Here is an 18,376-nt window from a genome sequence, read left to right as displayed (position 1 = left end):
GGAGAAAATTCATGAACTTCAAAAAAATTCTGTTTTTATTAGTTACAAGCGTTAGTATTACCAGCTTGGGAATTGCTGGGTGTACGCCACCACAACAAGATTTGGAGTCCGGGACACAACAGCCTTCTACTTTAACAGGTCAGACCGAAACCGAAACACCATCGGCGACAACTCCCACAACTCAAGTCCAAGAACGTCCTGGAGATGTTCCTTATGTACCGACACCACAGCCAGTGGTAGATGCAATGCTGCAAGTGGCAAAAGTGGGTAAAAATGATGTGTTGTACGACCTTGGTAGTGGTGATGGAAGAATTGTCAATACTGCGGCACAAAAGTTTGGTACGCGCGGCGTTGGTATAGATATTGACCCCGAACGCATCAAAGAAGCTAATGCTAATGCCCAGAAGGCAGGAGTAACCGATCGCGTCAAGTTTGTCCAACAAGATTTGTTCAACACTGATTTTAGTAAAGCAACAGTAGTTACAGTTTATTTACTGCCAGAGATCAATGCCAAACTCCGTCCCAAGCTCTTGAAAGAACTTAAACCTGGGACTCGCATTGTCTCTCACGCCTTCGATATGGGTGATTGGAAACCACAGCAGACTCTCAATGTCGAGGGCAAAACTATTTACTATTGGGTAGTTCCCGAACAAGTGCCAGCGAATTTGCGATAGGGATTAATAGCAATTCGTAATTAAGAGGTGTCAGATTCAAGCTAATACCAATTTGAAAAAAGGATGCGACAAATAGACCATTTGTAGAGACGCGATTCATCGCGTCTTTACCCAAGGATGTGTTGCAATCATTAATTGAATTGGTATAAGTTTCCATCTCTTGAATCTGTAGCCTGAGTTTTGAGAATTGTTTTCAGAGATTCAAAATTATTAAATACCTATTTTTTAACTTTAAAATCCCTCCAATAGGGGTTGACAGTAGCAGCCTTAAATTTACAAAAGAGTAATCTAAAATCCAAAATTGTTTGACTGGTGCAAATTCAAATCAGGGCAGCTTTGGGAGGAAATATGATAGGCTTAAAAGGGAAAAATGCTTTAATTACAGGTGCAACTTCAGGTATCGGTCAGGCGATCGCTATCAGACTCGCTCAACAAGGGTGCAACATTGCCATCAATTACCGCTCATACCCTGAAGCCGCGGCAGACACGGAAGAGATGGCATTGCGAAAATCTTGCGGAAATATCGAAAATTGTGGTGTAAAGTCGCTGCTGCTTCAGGGAGATGCCTCCCAAGAATCAGACATTGTTGAGATGGTCAACACCGTAGTCAAGGAATTTGGCAGTTTAGATATTCTAGTTAATAATGCTGGCATTCAAACAGAAAGTCCATCTCACAAAGTTACCACAGCAGACTTTGACCGGGTAATTGCAGTCAATCTCCGGGGTGCTTATCTCTGCGCCCGTGAAACTATTAAACACCTCCTGTCTGTTAATCGTCCGGGAGCGATCGTTAATATTTCCAGCGTTCACGAAATTATTTGGCGAACGATGTATATCAGTTATTCCATTAGCAAAGGCGGGATGGAAAACCTAACCAAAACTTTCGCTTTGGAATATGCAAGCCTTGGTATTCGTGTCAATGCCATTGGTCCCGGAGCAACGATTACGCGAATGAATCAAGCCTGGATAGACGATCCTGAAATAAAAGGCAATTGTGGAAAGTCACATCCCAATGGGACGTGCTGGCTTCTCTGAGGAGATAGCAGCCGCAGTAGCTTTTTTAGCTTCGGATGAAGCCGCCTACATGACTGGACAAACGCTATTTGTAGATGGTGGATTGACTCTATATGCTGACTTCCAAGAATCTTGGTCAACTTGAGGTTAGGCTGGCGTACTTTCCACAATTAAGCCGATACATACCATTAGTGGAATTAAACGCCCATGACTAGCGCGATCGATAAGAACAGTCAGATGGAAGCAGAAGCCTGGAAATTATTGGAAGATTCCGTAATTTATTACCAAGGAAAACCCATTGGTACTGTAGCCGCCCACGATCCGGAGTCAAATACACTCAATTATGACCAGTGCTTCCTCCGCGATTTTGTCCCTTCTGCCTTGGTGTTTCTTATGCACGGTAAAGCAGAGATTGTGCGTAACTTCTTAGTAGAAACACTGAAATTACAAAGTCATGAAAAGCAGATAGACTGCTTTGAACCGGGAGCGGGATTAATGCCTGCCAGTTTTAAAGTGCATTCTAAGGGGAATGAGGAATTTTTGGTCGCTGATTTTGGAGAGCAAGCGATCGCTCGTGTTCCCCCGATTGATTCTTGTATGTGGTGGATTCTCCTGCTACGAGCTTATGAAAAAGCTACAGGCGATTTGACCCTAGCGCGTCAGCCAGATTTTCAAGCTGGAATCAAACTAATTTTGGATCTTTGCTTGGTGCATCGGTTTTCCATGTATCCAACAATGTTAGTTCCTGATGGTGCATTTATGATTGACCGTCGCATGGGAGTTTACGAACATCCTTTAGAAATTCAGGTGTTATTCTACGCGTCTTTGAGGGCTGCTAGTGAATTGCTTTTAGCAGATGGGGATGGCAATACTTACCTCAACAAAGTCAATAGACGATTGGGATCTTTGAAATATCATATCCGCAACTATTATTGGCTAGACCTGAAACGATTGGGGGAAATCTATCGTTACAAAGATAACGAATTTGGTAAAGAAATTGTTAATAAATTCAACATCAACTCAGAATCAATTCCTAGTTGGTTGACCGAGTGGTTGCCCGAAACAGGAGGATATTTAGCAGGAAATCTGGGGCCGGGACGGATAGATTTTCGCTTTTTTGCTCTGGGAAATCTGATGGCAATCTTAACTTCCTTAGCCAGCGTTAAAGAATCTCAAAGCATTATGAATTTATTCGCCCAACGTTGGCAAGACTTAATCGGCTATATGCCTGTTAAAATTTGCTTTCCCGCTTTGGAAGGTTTAGAGTGGAGGATTGTTACAGGATGTGACTCTAAAAACAGGGCTTGGTCTTATCACAATGGCGGTAACTGGCCCGTTTTACTGTGGTTATTTACCGCTGCGACACTGAAAGCCGGTCGAACAGAACTTGCTCAAGCAGCGATCGCTATTGCCGAAAGGCGTTTATTTAAAGATAAATTCCCGGAATACTACGATGGCAACAATGGTCGTTTAATTGGCAAAGAAGCCCGAATTTATCAAACTTGGAGCATTGCCGGATTGCTAGCTGCTAAAAAGCTTGTGGAAAATCCAGAGTACTTGGAATTAATCAGTTTTGCAGAGGGTCTTGAAGGCCCAGGCTGTAGCCTGTAGGTAGCGAATCAATACAGTTCGGTTAAGGTTTTTTGATGAAAATTCTAACTCGCTAAAGGCCCGATTAATCCCCGTCAAGACGAAAGACTGATTATTGTAGAGACGGCGATTCATCGCGTCTCTTGCCTTAACCGAACAGTATTGCGTAGTGAATACCTCGCAATATTTTACCCCAAAGATAATTTAGTGGTGTAATTATACAGGGTGTTTCTGCTAACTAGTACAGCGGGCGCTTAAATCCAGCTACCATCTCAATTCAGCAGACAATAGGCAGACAAGTTGTTCTGAGCAACTGGTTAAAGGTAGGCAAACTTTCGGCTGTACTAGCTATACTGACATAACATTAGAAGCGGGCAAACTTTTAGTAAGTATAATCTAGGAAATAGTATATTTGTTCCATAAAAATCCTAATTAAAAGGTTCCAGCGATCGCACAGCCTGCTTCTCCATCAGAGAGTAAGCCAACGATTGACCCTGCCTCTGAATAACCTTCTCAAATACCCGATAACTGATACACTATATTGTAAGAAGTATCTGAAGTGTCATACTTAGTAATATGTAATATCACCAGATAGTCTTTGCATAATTATCACGTTTTAACGTGTATTAACCATGAAAACTACTTCAGATTTAATTCCAGAATTTGAAAAACTATTCAGACAAAAATTACAACTAAATAATTGTAAACTAAGAAAGAAAAGACAAGAGAATAATTATGAAATTATTACTCCAGCTAAAGACATCTTTTTGATGTATTGGTCTGAGTTTCCAGAAGTTAACTTAATATATCAGGCTATAGGGGTACGCACTCAACAAACTGGAGTTTATGAGCGAGCTATTCGCTCCCACATTAGTTTTTGTGTGAGTAGCATCCAAGAAAATCCTAGCCCGGAATCACCATTATTAATGAAATAGCTAATACTCAGATAACACAGACAATATTTACTAAGCTCTCGCCAGTTCTGTTATATAACTGACGAGAGTTAATTGCCGAAAATGTGTTTATCAAGAGATAAAAATGCAATCAGAAAAAGATCGAGATCGGCTAGATTATAAAACCTTGTTAGCCAATGTAAAGCAAGCCTTAAAACTGGTAGCGATGTCTAAGACGGGCTACGCCTACGCCATCTGACCGAAAAAGACTCATGATACAAGCCCCTAAATTTATTTATGGAGAAGAAAAAAATGTACTTTGAGACGCGTTGCACGTTCGCCCTTGGCGTCTCGGAGAGAGAAATACGGCATCCGTTTACTTGCCCCTAAATTTATTTATGGTATTAGTTTTGATTTTTGACTTTTGACTTCCCCGTTCGCGTAGCGTCTCGCAGAGAAGGGGCTGACTCCTTTCACCAAAATGTAGAAAATCGCGTTGAGAACCTCCCACATCTCAACTTCAAGAAAAGCGACCACTCGGTTTCACCTTTGAATTAGGTCACTAATCAATTTATATTGTGTCAGGGTTAAGTTGCTAGGGTAAGCTTTGCTCATATCACTCTCTATTCACAGCCTATACTAATAAAGCTTTTTTACAACATTCTCGACTTTTCAAACAACCTCTTAATTGAAACCGATAACTCCCGGAATTTCAAGAACAAAATCTGCCCCATATACGGATGCAGGAGTCTGAAATCCGACCCTAACTTCGCCTTTAATCACCCGTTTAATAACTGCTACAGCCGCTAATGCCGTAAAATCGTATGCTTCCGGCCCTAAGAGCTTTGCACTTACTTGTTGACCAGTTTCATCCTCAGCAAAACCAATTACTCTAACTTGACCCTTCGCTCGTTCTGCTGCCGTTGGCCCAGTCGGTAGAGTTTTAATTAGACTTGCTAAAGCACTTTGGAATAAAGACGAGTTAAATAACCATCCCAAATACTGGCTCGACTCCATCAGGAAGCGCACAGGATTAGGAAATACGGTGTAAACCTCGATGTTGGGAATACCTGTAGTCTGGAATGCAGTGATAATATCTGCACGCCAAGGGTTTGTTACTGCTGTTACCGGGCCATAACCAAAATCAATTTTACGTCTTTTTGATGCTGGTCGTGATGGGATGAGCTTACTCGCTTCTCGAACTACCCCGATGTGATGTAAAGTTGGCAGCACCGTATTTGCGGTTCCCTGAGATACACCGCCCACTGTTTCATAGACTAAAATCAGTCGCGTTGCGCTCACTAAGTGGTCTTTGAGGTAAGCAGCTACACAATCAGTAGGGACAACCCCAAATCCCACACCAGGAAGAAGCATTATCCCTGCACTTTTAGCCTCAGTATCTCGTGCCTGTAGCGCCTGAAATTCAGGTACTTCGCCAGCTATGTCTAAATAGTGAGTTTTAGTTTGGAGACAAGCATCGACAAGTGGCTTTGAGGTTTTGGAGAAAGGCCCAGAGCAGTTGATGACAGCAATTATATCCTCAAGAGAGCGAGCGATCGCTTGCGGATCGTCTAAGCCAAAAACCCGAAAGTCCAAACTTAATTCATTGGCTACTGCTGCTAGTAAACTTTGATTACGTCCAGCTAAAATTAATTCCAGTCCGTTATTTTTAGCAGATTCAGCAATGAGTTTTCCAGCATAGCCAGTTGCACCATACAATAACACCCTTGATGTCATTATTATCACCAGCTAGGAGTTGTTCGCAATCTGCTGCCATAACCTGACTTCAGGTGGTTCAACTAAAAATTGTGCTGATTTTTCCCCTAAAGCTTTAATATACGGCTGCTCTAGGTGTTGAGCCAAAATTTCCTGGCTGACCCAGTTTTCATGTAACAGAAACAAAGATGGATCTTCAACAGATTGATGTAAATCGTAATTAATACAACCTTTTTCTGCAATTGTAAGAGCTATTACAGATTGAAATTCCTGTTTGAATCCCTGCTCCAAACCTGGCTTTACTTTTAATCGAGCGGTGACAGTTACTTGCTGATTTGACATTGTTATCCCTCTTTTTTATGAGATTAGTTCAACGGGTCGCGTTCAAGATTCTCCAATTTCAGCTAAGAAAAGTTCGGGGTCGAAGTGTCCCCAATCCCCAGTTCAAGTATTGATACTGTTAATAATTTGCGAAGGCTTGAAGTAGTTGTAAGGTATGGGACGAGTTTGATTTCTAATGTCTATTTGCCGTTCTATTTCATGTAAATTCTGTTGGAATTGCACCACAATTTCCTGCGCCAATGGATCGGCAAACTCCTCATCATAAAAACCCAATTTGTCATAGTGGTACGATGTTAAAATCTCAGTCCACATTACTTGGTCAGCAGCTTGTTTAAAGGGAGGAAGTATCTTCATAATAGTTTCCAAGTCCACACCTTTAATTTCTGGAATTGGGTGGTAGGCTGCATAGGGCATATTGGGTACAAAAGCCATATATTCGTACTGAGAAAAATTCAAAGCAGAGTGTAGAGGAGCGCAAGTGAATACTACCACACTGATGATTTCAATCAGTTGTTCTAAGGTCTCAATCTTGTCTGGCATTCCCTTGACTTTACCACCATCTTGGGCCACTAATTCTCTAGCCCAATTTTGCAACTCATAGTCATCAATTAACTCTTGTGAGGTTTTGTAATAGAGTTGCAAGTATTCAGCCACAAACTTTTCGACAGCATTCCAAATTAATATGCCATCGTCCCGGAAAGGAAAGTGCGGTAAAATTTCTGGGTCATCCGTTCGGCGACTTTTTATTAACCGAGGGAAGGTAAACTTTTCAACACTCCATTCTTCATAAACCTTCGCCACAAAGCCAAGAGACTCTGCCAATGAGCCTGCCATAAACTCATCAACCGGGCCTCCCGGCTGTAAAAACTGAGTGCGTCCCAAATCGTTATCAAATAGCATAAAACGGAAGTGAGGTTTTAACAGTAAGGCGATGGGATGATTTTCTGCTAGTTGCCGCGCAGTTACAATTGCAAACGGAGCCATAACTGCATGGGTATAGGCAAAATGACTACCCAATTCTTGATGGTTGCCATCAGCAATTTGAACGCAGGTTTTTGCCAAAAACCAATCTAAATGGGGGTCATCTGGTGTATAAATCACGCTTTTTGCACCAGAGTCATGATTAATCTGGATGGCAACAGGCACTAGAGAACCACCATTAGAACTATCATTACTTTGCCAATAAAATAGAGCTTGTGGCTTGGGAAGGTACTTTTGAATATTATCGTAGACACCACCTTGAATATCAGATAACAGAGGGTAATCTAAGAAATACAGCTTGCCTTCCTTGAGTGCCTTTTCCAACGTCAATTTTGTACCTGCAACCTTCTGAAAATGGGAATCTGTGACAGCAAAATTATCAGGTAATACATCAATTCTTTGGATAGCTAGTGGGTTCGCTCCAGAGAGTCTTTGTTCCGCAAAACAAGAGTCTGTTTTGTAATTCTTTATAACATCGGGTTTTGGTAGTAGTGATAAAAGTTCTTCATATTCTTCCAATTCATCTAATGGGTCTAAGAAGTTTCTGGCTTTAGCAGCTAGCATATTTGGTGCAAGAGTTGCCATACTTGCCAAACGTTTAGCAGTATATTCCGCCGAGAATATTTCCTTATGAGGAACTTTATCAATAATTGGTAGAGGAGCTAGATAATTGTAATTAAATTTGTACTCTTCTCGATTTTTATCTAGCCAATTGATTCGGACATTAACATCAGGATCTTTTTGTGGTAAGTATGGTTTCACGATTATCTCCAATTCGGTTTTTGAGCGTTTGGTAGTTAATGATTAACGTCAGAAAGGTGCTGAATCACATCAGGATGTAGCAACGACTTGAATTACAGAGTTTTCAGATACTCAATCAAAGCTTTTTTATTCTCATCAGATAAATCAGTGCCATAAATATGTCCCTGATTTGAATTAGCTGTTACTGTCGTATCGTATTTAAAACCTATAGCTTTGGCTTCATCTCCTTCAGTAATAAAACCAACTTTTTTCGGGTTGTAGACATCATATCCCCGATAGAAAAGTTGAGGACGATTCTCTGGTTTTTCTAACAAATCTTGTAGAGATGGGACTGAACCATTATGTAAATAAGGCGCTCTTAACCATAATCCATCTAGAGAAACAGATACATACCCATTGGTTTTGCGTAAGTTTTTGAAGTCCCAAGGGTAGCCATCACCAAAATGATTGTAAGTATCTGCTCCTTCTTGCGTCCACATATCTAACCGATGGCGGTCAGTTCCCACTTCTTCCACAGGGATAACAGTACCTGTTCTTTCCCCACCAAAAGCGTGACAAGATGCACAAGTATTAGCAAAAATTTGACTTCCTTTTGCAGCTACTTGCTGATCAATAGCAAATGGATATTTAGGAGGTGATAGTTCTTGAATAAAATCTTCTACCCGTTGTAAATCGGCTACAGGAAGTGATTTTTTGGTAGCACCATCACCAATTGCTCCAGTTTGAACAGTTTCTGTTAGTGAAGTTTCTAACCCATCCCAATGGAGTGCAAACCCTTTGTGCATTTTTTTATTCCAAAGAGGCATCATATCAGAGTTGCCTATAGTGTTATCTTTGGGCAACTTCAAAGTATTGAATTTAACCGGATTAAAAGGATCAATTCGACCAGGGCCCCAGTTAGGACGAGAATCTGTCCAACTATAGTCTTCTTTTTGTTGCAGCAGCGCTTTCTTAGTTTGAGGAATTAGCAGATAGCGATAAAGTAAATTTTCTAACCACGAAAGCTGATAATTATATTTGATTTCGTCAAGGATATAATCTGCTGTGAATCTAGGATCGCCAGCAGTTGCACTTAAAAATCGTAAATAGCCTTGTGAATCAAACTTATTAGCAGGAGCAGCGGCCACAATTGTGGGTTTATCTTTCTCTGTTTTTCTATAAGTGGCAGTATGGCAAACAGCGCAAGTTATACCGACGCGAGGGAAGCCAATAGTTTTTTTCGTAAACCCAACTGGCATTTCTTTACCTTCTTCCCATGTGATTCCCAAGGAAGTATAACCACCTGGTCTTGGTAACTTATCAGGGAATATTCGTGGTAGTACCAGCCAAATCCAATAGGGAACACCTTGTGCTTCTTCTGTACCAATAGAACCATATTTAAAATGTTCTTCAGGCGATTCATAATATGTGGGAACCTCTCGAAAAAGGTTGTACCATCCCACATACCCAACTACACTAGCTAAAAGGATCGCAATTAAAACAATGCTTGCGATTACCCTACCTATTTTATTTTTGAGTATTGTCATGGCACTCTTTTGCTCCTTTGCAGAAGAATCTGTTTGTAGTGCAGGCAATATACCCACACTAGACTAGGGATAAAATTAGGAGAATTGCTTCACAGTAGTTGCAGCAATTGCATTTTGATTGCGCATTGCTAGTGTCAGAAGAATTACTTCCACTAATCCAAAAAACAGGTCTACAAAGGCAATAGATAAAAATCCTTTATCTTGACCAAATAAAAACACTGCACAAATGAAAAATGTTGACCCAAAAGCTCTTGAAGGAAATATTGATATCCAGGCGGTTGCCTGATATCGGTATGGGTCAAGTGCTCCAGGAATATAAAATGCACTAATAATAAATAACAGCATTCCCGCAGCGCGAACCCAGATAATTGGCACTGGTATATGCATCTGAAGAAACGTCAGCATTAGTTCTGGAAAGAAACAAGAGGGAATGACAAAAAACATATTAACGATAATGCCGAGCCAAGTAACGCGACTAAACCATTTAGCGTAATTATTCATTTTTTTTTCCTTTTAAAGCTTTTTCATGTACTCAACTAGTGCATCTTTATCTTCTGTGGGAAGATCGACACCATACAAGTGACCACTATTACTATTTCCAGATTTTGTGGTATCGAACTTAAAGTATTGCTTACCGTTTTCTACACCGACATCAGATACAAAACCAACTTTTGCTCTGTCAATCACATCGTAGCCACGATAGAATTCTTTTGGTCTGTTCTCTGGTTTTTCTAGTAAATCCCGTAGGGTGGGGACTGAACCATTGTGCAAATAAGGGCCGCGTAACCAAACACCATCAAGGGGCATATTTGCATATCCATTAGTTTTGCGGAAATTCTTAAACCGCCACGGATAACCTGCATACAAGGTATTTTGGTTAGACATCGTTTCGTAGGTATATGAATCGAGACGATGGGGGTCTGTACCAATTTCTTGAATTGGTACAACTTTGCCTGTATACGCACCACCAAAAGCATGACAACTAGCGCAATTACTCTCAAAAAGCTGTTCTCCCTTCGCTGCGATCGCTTCGTTAACTTCGTAGGGATATTTTGGTGGTGGTAGTTCCCAAAGCCAATCGGCAACTCTCTGAATTCGAGGCAAATCAATTGTTGTAGGTGTAACTCCAGCACCTAAAGCTGCACTCTTATTTCGTTCATTAACGGAAGTGTTATTACCATCCCAATGTAATTGCAATCCTTCACGGGGTTTTTGATTCCAAATTGAGGGAAAATCAGAAGTACCAATCAGTTCATCCTCACGCAATTTATCCATTGGAAAATGGAATTGAATTGCTTTATAAGGATTAAAAGTATCTACTCTTCCTGGGCCCCAATCTGGTTGTTGTGCAACGAAATCAAGTCGAGATGCCTGATTAATTAGTGCATCTCTAGTTTGGGGAATTGCTATGAAGCGATAAAGTAATTTTTCAATGGGATTAAGACCACCACTGATTTTTTCAATTTCTGGCAACATCCGGTTAGCAGTAAAGCGCTCATCTACACCAACTGCTGATAAGAATTTGATATATCCCTGCAAATTAACCACATTTGCAGGCATTGTCGTGATGACTTGATGTTCGCTATTAGGCGTATTTCGCAGCGTTCCTGTATGACATACAGCACAATTCAACCCAACTCTATCGATAAAGACTTGCCGTTGCGAAAAACCTATAGGCAAATCTTTGTCAGATTCTTTGATAAATCCCAGAGAAGTATAACCTTTTCCAGGTAATTTATCTGGGAATAATTCTGGTAAAACTTTCCAAATCCAGTAAGGAATGCCATTGACCGGTTCGCTGCCGATTGAACCATATTTAAAGTGGTTTTCAATATCAGCATAATCCACTGGGGAGTTAGACAAAACAGGCCAAAGGAAAAATACTGCTACTGCTCCAATACCTACAATCACAACCCAAATTCGCTGGAAGACTCCCTTGATTGAGGTTGGAAGTAGGGTAGGGTTTGTTTGTTCAGTCATGAAACACTCCCTATATCGTCGAGATTATTTGTAAGCGAAATTGTCGATGTGATACGCATCGCTTTTTTATCTAGATAAATTTGCAAACTGAGGTTCATGAAAGACTGACATTACTTCTTCCATCATCTCTTCATAACTATTGAAGCGATCCTGCTCGTAACAACCTAAAGGATTTTCAATTACATTCAGTAGGCATTTATTACAATAGGTACAGGGTTTATCTGCCAAATCTTTACCTGCTTTAAAAGATTTAACTAGATCGTTGTTAGCAATTAATGTACGAGCCATTGTAACGCCATCACAATAATGCTCGTTAATTGCCTGACGAATATAAGAAGCCTGCTGCAAACCACCTGTACATAATACGGGAATATTAACGTGCTTTTTAATTTCTCTCGAATCTAGTAAGTTTCTGCCTTGGTTCTCTATCAGTAACTGCTTGATTTTGGGGTCTTTTACATAATCACCACTAAATACCTGAGGAGGCAATTGCTTTTTGACGCGGTTCCATAAAAGATTGAAAATTGGATGCAAAAATGCTTTGCGGAATAAAATGTAGTTGCGTGTAGTCTCTATGCCACTCGACAACATAGCGTCATAAGTTTTAGTAATGATATCAAAATTAAAATCACCAATGGGATTGAGTGGGTGAGGAAACAAGCTACCAGTTGATACATGTACGGCATCAGCTCCGGCTTCTTCTGCCCATTGACAAACTTGGATGGAATCTTCTATGGTATTACCTGGTTTTTCCCAAAAGGTGACGGCGTTGTTATAGTCAACGGCACTAATTTTGAATTGCAGATGAAAGTCATTGCCTACTTCTTTGCGGATTGCTCTAATGACATCTAGCAAAAACCGCGCTCGATTCTCTAATGAACCACCGTATTCATCTTGACGGTCGTTAATTCCAGAACTGAGAAATTGGTTAAAAAGATATCCATTAGCACTGTGCAATTCCACTCCATCTAAACCTGCTTCACGAGCACGTCTAGCACCATCGGCAAAGTATTGGATTGTTTCTTTAATCTCTGCTAATGTCATCGCTTGACACAGAAACCCGTGGAATGGCTCAGTTTGGCTGGTGGAACTTAACGCTTTTTTTCCTGAGTTTTCTACACCACCAATATCTTGCTGTCGCCCAGAATGACTTAACTGCAAAATCAATTTACAGTCATATTCGTGGACTTTTTCACCTACTTTTCGCCAAAAAGGAATGCGATCGTCGCAGTCAATGGTGGCGTAATTGGGCATAATTCGTCCCCGGATGGCGACTGGCACAAAGGAAGTAATAATAGCTCCTACACCACCACGAGCAAACTTTTCTTCCCAGTTAATTCGGGCTTGAGTGCCTGAACCATCATAGTTATCCCATCTTCCAGAAATGCTTGAGCGGAATATTCGATTTTTTACTGTGAGATTACGGAATCTCAATGGCTCAAAGATAATATCGTTTTCCATGTGTTCCTCTGTCTTTCGTGTTGTTTCGGCAATAAAATTAGGTATCAGAATTGTTCGTAGCACTAATAGCATCGCCAGAGAACTGTTATTTCTAGTGTCTCTGCGAGGGTAAGTTATTTAGTTCTACAAATCAACAGTGCAGGTTTTCGGATGCGATGCCTACGCTAAATATTAAGTTTTTGTTACTTAGGTTTACCTACCAACTTTCAGGATGTTGGTTTTTACAGTTATATAAAGACTTTTGCAGTTTGTAAACCTACACCATCAACCAACAAATTCTTAAAAAAGTGAAAACTTTCGCATTTTATTTCTCTTAAAAGGTTAAGGCAAGCTTAAAAGTAGCTTCTAACAATTTGTTACAAACTTAACCAACTATGCAGTAAATCGATATAACCATAACAAACTGGTTATTGAACACCGTTGTTAGTTTACAATTTTTTAACTTTTTGGTTTAAAAATGTATAAAGGTTTATTGATGACGTTTTGCAAACTTGTGTAGTAAGTTCATATATAACCAACGTCAGTAGGGTACATTTTAAATCATCAAAATATCCCAAGGCTAAATCCGGAAAATGGGAAATCAATGATGGAGCATTAGTGTACCTCTGCAAACGTGAGGTGCAGTGGAAAAGGTTTAGGTGTTACAACCAGAGAGTTTTATGAAAAAGACAAGTCTAATTTTTAAGGGCTGTCTGCTCCTCCTGTTCGTGACTATGTTTATAGTCTGCGGCTTTTATGGAACGCCTACAGCTCTAGCCAATAAGTATAGTGAGACACCTGCGCCCATAATTACTGACTATTCAAATACTGATGTATCTGAATACCCTAATAACTGTGAGGGTATCGGTTATCTCCCAGACTACACCAAGGAGAAGTTGACAGATGCCGAGAAACGGGGTCGTTGCACTTGGTACTTATGGACTGGCGGTAACGCTAAGTACTATCGTGATTTAGCGAAGCGAACACGTGGCGGTGCTGATCTGCTAAAGCTGATTGACTCGCGTGTGCATGACGAGCGATTTCAACGTTATGGCGCAATTAACGATCCTGGATGTGAAAAAGCGACAGCACCAGATGAATACGGATTGCTGCTAGATAAATGTAAAGATCCGCTCTCAACTGGCGTTATTGGGTTGCGTAAGTTCCCCAACCCCAACTTCGACCGGGCAAAATGGAACTCCGTTGAATATGCCAAAAACTCACAAGTTGAGCCTCCTTACGTGATTGGGCAGTCCTGTGCTATCTGTCACGTAGCATTAGATCCGCTCAACCCACCCAAAGACAAGGAACATCCAAAATGGGAAAACCTGGTAGCAGCATTGGGTAATCAGTACATCAAGGAAAACAAATTCTTTGATACTAGTGTCGCGGACAATAGTTTTATTAAGCAAGTACTTAACTCTCAGAAACCGGGGACTTCTGATACTTCTCGGATTGCCACCGATCATATCAACAATCCGAATGCGATCAATGCCATTTTTAATTTAGGCGATCGCCCCAAATATCCAGAGGTGATGAACGATGGTTCAACCAAGGATGTCAATCATATTCTCAAGGATGGTGCAGACTCTACAGGAGTGCCAATTGCCTCATTACGCGTCTACGTCAATATTGGGATGTGCGGCGATTACTGGACAAGTCTCCATGAGCCTTTATTAGGCAGAATTCCCCAAAAACCTTTTGACATCGAAAAGGCGCGGAAGGAGTGCGAAGGCTGGAGACAGACAGAAACACGTATGGCTGATGCCGAAGCATTCCTGAAAAGCATCAAGCCGATGCACCTGAAAGATGCACCAGGTGGTGAAGAGTTCTTGACTAAAGATGAGGAAGTTCTCAAACGTGGCAAGCTGGTTTTTGCTAGCACTTGTGCTAGTTGCCATTCCAGCAAAAAGCCATCGGCTGCGATCGCTGCTGACCCCGAACAGGCTCAAAAATGGTACGAAGAGTCTGTACTCAGTAGTAATTTTCTCGACCACAACTTCTTGTCTGATGACCAGCGTTATCCAGTTACACTAATTGGTACTAATGCGGCGCGATCGCTAGGGACAAATGCCACTAAAGGGCATATTTGGGATCAGTTCTCGTCGAAGACTTACAAAGAACTACCTTCACCAGGTACTTTGACGCTGTATAACCCCTTCGATCAGAAAAAACCCATCGAATTTAAGATACCTGACGGCGGTTTGGGATATTACCGTACACCTTCGCTAGTGAGCATTTGGGCAACAGCACCACTTCTTCACAACAACATACTAGGACTTTACAACGAAGATCCTTCAGTGAAAGGACGTGTAGAAGCCTATACGGATGCTATGGAAAAGCTGCTGTGGCCTGAAAAGCGTGAGGGAATTATCAGCAGGACAGATCGAGATACCAAATTAGAGCTTCCCCCAGGAGATCCAAATCCGAGATTGAAACTTCCTGTTCCTAAAGGTACGCCTGTGAATTTGCTAGCAAGCATCAATATGAGAGAGGCAATTACATCTCTCAATCTCAGTAACCTTTTCCAAGACTTGAAACCGGGCGGTGGAATTAAGGGTAAGTTGGCACGCGTGCTTTTAAGAGCCAACAAATCTCCTGACTTTGTGGAAGATGAGGGTCATTATTTTGGCTCAAATCTGCCAGATGAAGATAAGAAAGCGCTAATTGAGTTCGTGAAAACGTTCTAAGTACAGCTCACGTGTAAAACCGTAGTGTTTTGAACGCTCCAGGGGCGCAGAGAATTCGCTACGAATTAATAAAATGTTGTACTAAGATAACTTGTTTGGATATTTTTTCTCGTTCCTAGATTTAACCTGAGAACGAGAAAAAATATTTATTAAATAAGAAGGACATATATGCAGTATTTACCAATCATCTTTGTTCGTGGATATGCAGGTACACAAAAAGATGTTGAGCAAACAGTTGACGATCCCTTTTATGGATTCAATAGTGGTTCAACCCATATTCGAGTAGATGAGAAGGAAAATCCTCAGAAGTTTTTTTTCGAGAGTCCATTGCTGCGGCTAATGACCGATCATGGTTATCAACCGATTGTTGACAATCAGAATGTGAGCAATCAGATTAAAAGATTGTCCGATCAACTTCATAAAACTATTTGGATCTATCGATTTTATGATATATCTACACCTAGCTTTGGCTCCTCAAGTGTAGTCCGACAGGAGATGGAGGACATAGCTAAGGGTTTAAGAGACTTGATCCAGAAAGTCAAGGAAAAGACTGGTGCTAATAAAATTTATCTAGTTGCCCACTCGATGGGCGGCCTTGTTTGTCGCAGCTTGATTCAAAAGATTTATCCAGAACAAGGCGAGCAAGCTGCTGATAGCATTGACAAATTCTTTACCTACGCTACACCTCATGGCGGTATTTATTTTGATGTTGGGAGTGGCTTGCTTGAAAATCTCAGGGACAGGTTTCAATTGAATAATTCTGATGACTTTGGCCCTCAGCGGATGTATCAGTATTTAACACCTGATATCAAGCCAACGGCTGATTTACCCGATAACTTTCAGCTAGAAAAACTACAAAGCATAGAGAATGCATTTTCGCCAAACCGTGTTTTTTCTTTGATCGGCACGAATGCACATGATTATGAAGAAGCTTTTGGTCTTTCACGCAATCTTGTTGGGGTGAAAAGTGATGGTCTAGTTCAAATTGATAAAGCTTATATCCTTGGATCTCATCGTGCTTATGTTCATCGCTCTCATGGTGGGCCTTATGGCATATTGAACTCCGAAGAAGGTTATCAAAACCTGCAACGATTTTTGTTTGGTGATATCCAAGTGAAACTGTCTCTAAGCAATGTTGAGTTAAAAGACCTGGACAATAATTTTTATCAACTGGAAACTAGGGTGGCTTTGCGTGGTCTTCCTATTCCTATATATGAGCAAGCGATCGCTCATTATTGCCCAATTACACAAGAGTTAACCCGAACAGATAAACCTGTTCCTCTATTTACAGCTTTCTTAATTCCAAAAAACTCAGCCAGTGATGATAATACCTGTAGATATGCCCTGCGTTTAGCACTGCATTCCTTCACAAAACAAGAGAAGAATTGGTTACGTGACCATCATCTCGACCAAGTGCCCGTGTGGTCTGACTATCTAATTACTGATGTTGCCGAATCAAATAGTACTTATGAGGCTAAATACAGTTGGAATTCTGATGAAAAAGAGCCAGTCACAAAGTTAAATCCGACTTCTGAATCCAGTTCGGGTGTATATGTTGCGTATGTTTCCTTACCTGAACGTGGGCAAAAAGTCTTAGGAACCAATGCGGCAGTTCGCTTGGAAATTTCCCAATGGCAATAAATAAGTGCTTATTGTTATGTATTCAGTGATTAGTTATGGTTACTTAACACTTTTTAATTATTTTAGAGAGAGAATAATCAAAGCTAAAGAGCGTTAGGTTAATAATGACTAATAACTAATGATTCATAAAAGACATGAGTGAAAAAGAATGGAGAGATGCAATCTACGTCTCTATAAAGGTTCTGGATTAACACATAGTTATTTCACCTGTCTATTTGTTTTAAAGCTGTTAAGAGAGGAAAATTATGCAAAGTAATCGCAAACAAACGGCTCTTATTACTGGTGCATCTGGCGGCATTGGTTATGAATTCGTTAAATTATTTGCTCAGGATGGTTACAATCTTGTGTTGGTAGCTAGAAGTGTGGAAAAGCTGAATAAAATCGCCAATGAATTTCAAAATAAATTTGGCATTGATGTCAAAATTATTTCCAAAGATTTATCTAACCCATCAGCCCCAGAAGAAATTTTCAGGGAGCTAGAACAAGCATCGATCAACGTTGATGTATTGGTGAACAATGCTGGGTTTGCTACCTACGGATTATTTAATGAAATTGATCTGAATGCTGAAATACAATTGCTACAAGTCAATATCTTATGTCTGACACATTTAACCAAGTTATTTCTTAAAGGTATGGTTAAGCGGGGGTCTGGAAAAATATTAAACTTGGCCTCCACTGCTGCTTTTCAACCAGGGCCACTGATGGCAGTATATTACGCTAGTAAAGCCTATGTTTTATCGTTCTCAGAAGCGATCGCTAATGAATTAGAAGGTACAGGCGTTTCTGTAACAGCACTTTGTCCAGGGCCTACAGAATCTGGTTTTCAACAAAGAGCCGCAATGGAAGACTCAAAGTTGGTAAGTGGTCAAAAAATTATGACTGCGGAAACAGTAGCCCAAATCGGCTATCGTGGTCTATTTGAAAACAAAACTGTTGTCGTTCCTGGAATTAAAAATAAGCTACTCGCTGAATCTGTAAGATTTACTCCTAGAAAGCTGGTAACAAAACTAGTCAGAAATATGCAAGAAAGCAAGTAATAAGTCGGTCGGCGTAAATAATTATCAGAAGGCAGGGAGCAGGGGAGAAGGTACAAACCTAGTAAAATAATGGGCGAAAACACCCTTGCT

General features: G+C 40.7%; 13 protein-coding genes and 1 pseudogene. 7 read left to right on the top strand and 7 right to left on the bottom strand.

Annotated elements, in window-relative coordinates; genetic code table 11:
- Nucleotides 1-11 precede the first annotated feature (11 nt).
- The 4 genes and pseudogenes from NLP_RS27980 to NLP_RS27965 all read left to right on the top strand — a co-directional run bounded on the left by NLP_RS27980 (nucleotide 12) and on the right by NLP_RS27965 (nucleotide 4,213).
- Nucleotides 12-674 carry a class I SAM-dependent methyltransferase gene (locus NLP_RS27980; RefSeq protein ID WP_104909171.1) on the top strand — a complete coding sequence of 221 codons (663 nt, stop codon included), beginning with the start codon at nucleotides 12-14 and terminating at the stop codon, nucleotides 672-674.
- Between the two features lie 348 nt (nucleotides 675-1,022).
- A pseudogene (locus NLP_RS27975) lies at nucleotides 1,023-1,833 on the top strand (glucose 1-dehydrogenase).
- A gap of 62 nt (nucleotides 1,834-1,895) precedes the next feature.
- Nucleotides 1,896-3,299: a glycoside hydrolase 100 family protein gene (locus NLP_RS27970; RefSeq protein WP_234017098.1), complete on the top strand. Its 1,404-nt coding sequence runs from the start codon at nucleotides 1,896-1,898 to the stop codon at nucleotides 3,297-3,299.
- A 611-nt stretch (nucleotides 3,300-3,910) separates the two neighbouring features.
- Nucleotides 3,911-4,213, top strand: coding sequence for a hypothetical protein (locus NLP_RS27965; RefSeq protein ID WP_104909170.1), 303 nt, complete (start codon nucleotides 3,911-3,913; stop codon nucleotides 4,211-4,213).
- Nucleotides 4,214-4,855: 642 nt separating this feature from the next.
- On the opposite strand, the gene NLP_RS27960 is transcribed toward NLP_RS27965, so the two are convergent.
- From NLP_RS27960 to NLP_RS27930, 7 genes are all read right to left on the bottom strand, one after another.
- Complete coding sequence (locus NLP_RS27960) at nucleotides 4,856-5,908, bottom strand: saccharopine dehydrogenase family protein (RefSeq protein ID WP_104909169.1); 1,053 nt, start codon at nucleotides 5,906-5,908, stop codon at nucleotides 4,856-4,858.
- 12 nt (nucleotides 5,909-5,920) lie between these two features.
- Nucleotides 5,921-6,229, bottom strand: coding sequence for a putative quinol monooxygenase (locus NLP_RS27955; protein WP_104909168.1), 309 nt, complete (start codon nucleotides 6,227-6,229; stop codon nucleotides 5,921-5,923).
- A gap of 102 nt (nucleotides 6,230-6,331) precedes the next feature.
- A complete protein-coding gene (locus tag NLP_RS27950; protein WP_104909167.1) occupies nucleotides 6,332-7,972 on the bottom strand; it encodes a lipoxygenase family protein in 1,641 nt (546 codons plus the stop codon).
- Nucleotides 7,973-8,064: 92 nt separating this feature from the next.
- Complete coding sequence (locus NLP_RS27945) at nucleotides 8,065-9,498, bottom strand: c-type cytochrome (protein WP_104910070.1); 1,434 nt, start codon at nucleotides 9,496-9,498, stop codon at nucleotides 8,065-8,067.
- 75 nt (nucleotides 9,499-9,573) lie between these two features.
- The gene (locus NLP_RS27940) at nucleotides 9,574-9,999 is read right to left on the bottom strand and encodes a hypothetical protein (RefSeq protein ID WP_104909166.1); all 426 of its coding nucleotides are present in this window, start codon (nucleotides 9,997-9,999) and stop codon (nucleotides 9,574-9,576) included.
- A 12-nt stretch (nucleotides 10,000-10,011) separates the two neighbouring features.
- Nucleotides 10,012-11,478: a c-type cytochrome gene (locus tag NLP_RS27935; protein WP_104909165.1), complete on the bottom strand. Its 1,467-nt coding sequence runs from the start codon at nucleotides 11,476-11,478 to the stop codon at nucleotides 10,012-10,014.
- Between the two features lie 66 nt (nucleotides 11,479-11,544).
- A complete protein-coding gene (locus NLP_RS27930) occupies nucleotides 11,545-13,002 on the bottom strand; it encodes an NADH:flavin oxidoreductase (RefSeq protein ID WP_234017097.1) in 1,458 nt (485 codons plus the stop codon).
- Between the two features lie 596 nt (nucleotides 13,003-13,598).
- Here NLP_RS27930 and NLP_RS27925 point away from each other — a divergent pair.
- From NLP_RS27925 to NLP_RS27915, 3 genes are all read left to right on the top strand, one after another.
- Entirely contained in the window at nucleotides 13,599-15,608 is a 2,010-nt protein-coding gene (locus NLP_RS27925) for a hypothetical protein (RefSeq protein ID WP_104909164.1), read from the top strand.
- A 168-nt stretch (nucleotides 15,609-15,776) separates the two neighbouring features.
- Nucleotides 15,777-17,249, top strand: coding sequence for an esterase/lipase family protein (locus NLP_RS27920; RefSeq protein ID WP_104909163.1), 1,473 nt, complete (start codon nucleotides 15,777-15,779; stop codon nucleotides 17,247-17,249).
- Between the two features lie 245 nt (nucleotides 17,250-17,494).
- Nucleotides 17,495-18,286, top strand: a complete 792-nt coding sequence (locus NLP_RS27915) for an SDR family NAD(P)-dependent oxidoreductase (protein ID WP_104909162.1) — start codon at nucleotides 17,495-17,497, stop codon at nucleotides 18,284-18,286.
- The last annotated feature ends 90 nt before the right edge of the window (nucleotides 18,287-18,376 follow it).

Source organism: Nostoc sp. 'Lobaria pulmonaria (5183) cyanobiont', from assembly GCF_002949795.1.
Classification (GTDB): Bacteria; Cyanobacteriota; Cyanobacteriia; order Cyanobacteriales; family Nostocaceae; genus Nostoc.
This window is presented reverse-complemented; position numbering and strand designations above follow the sequence as displayed.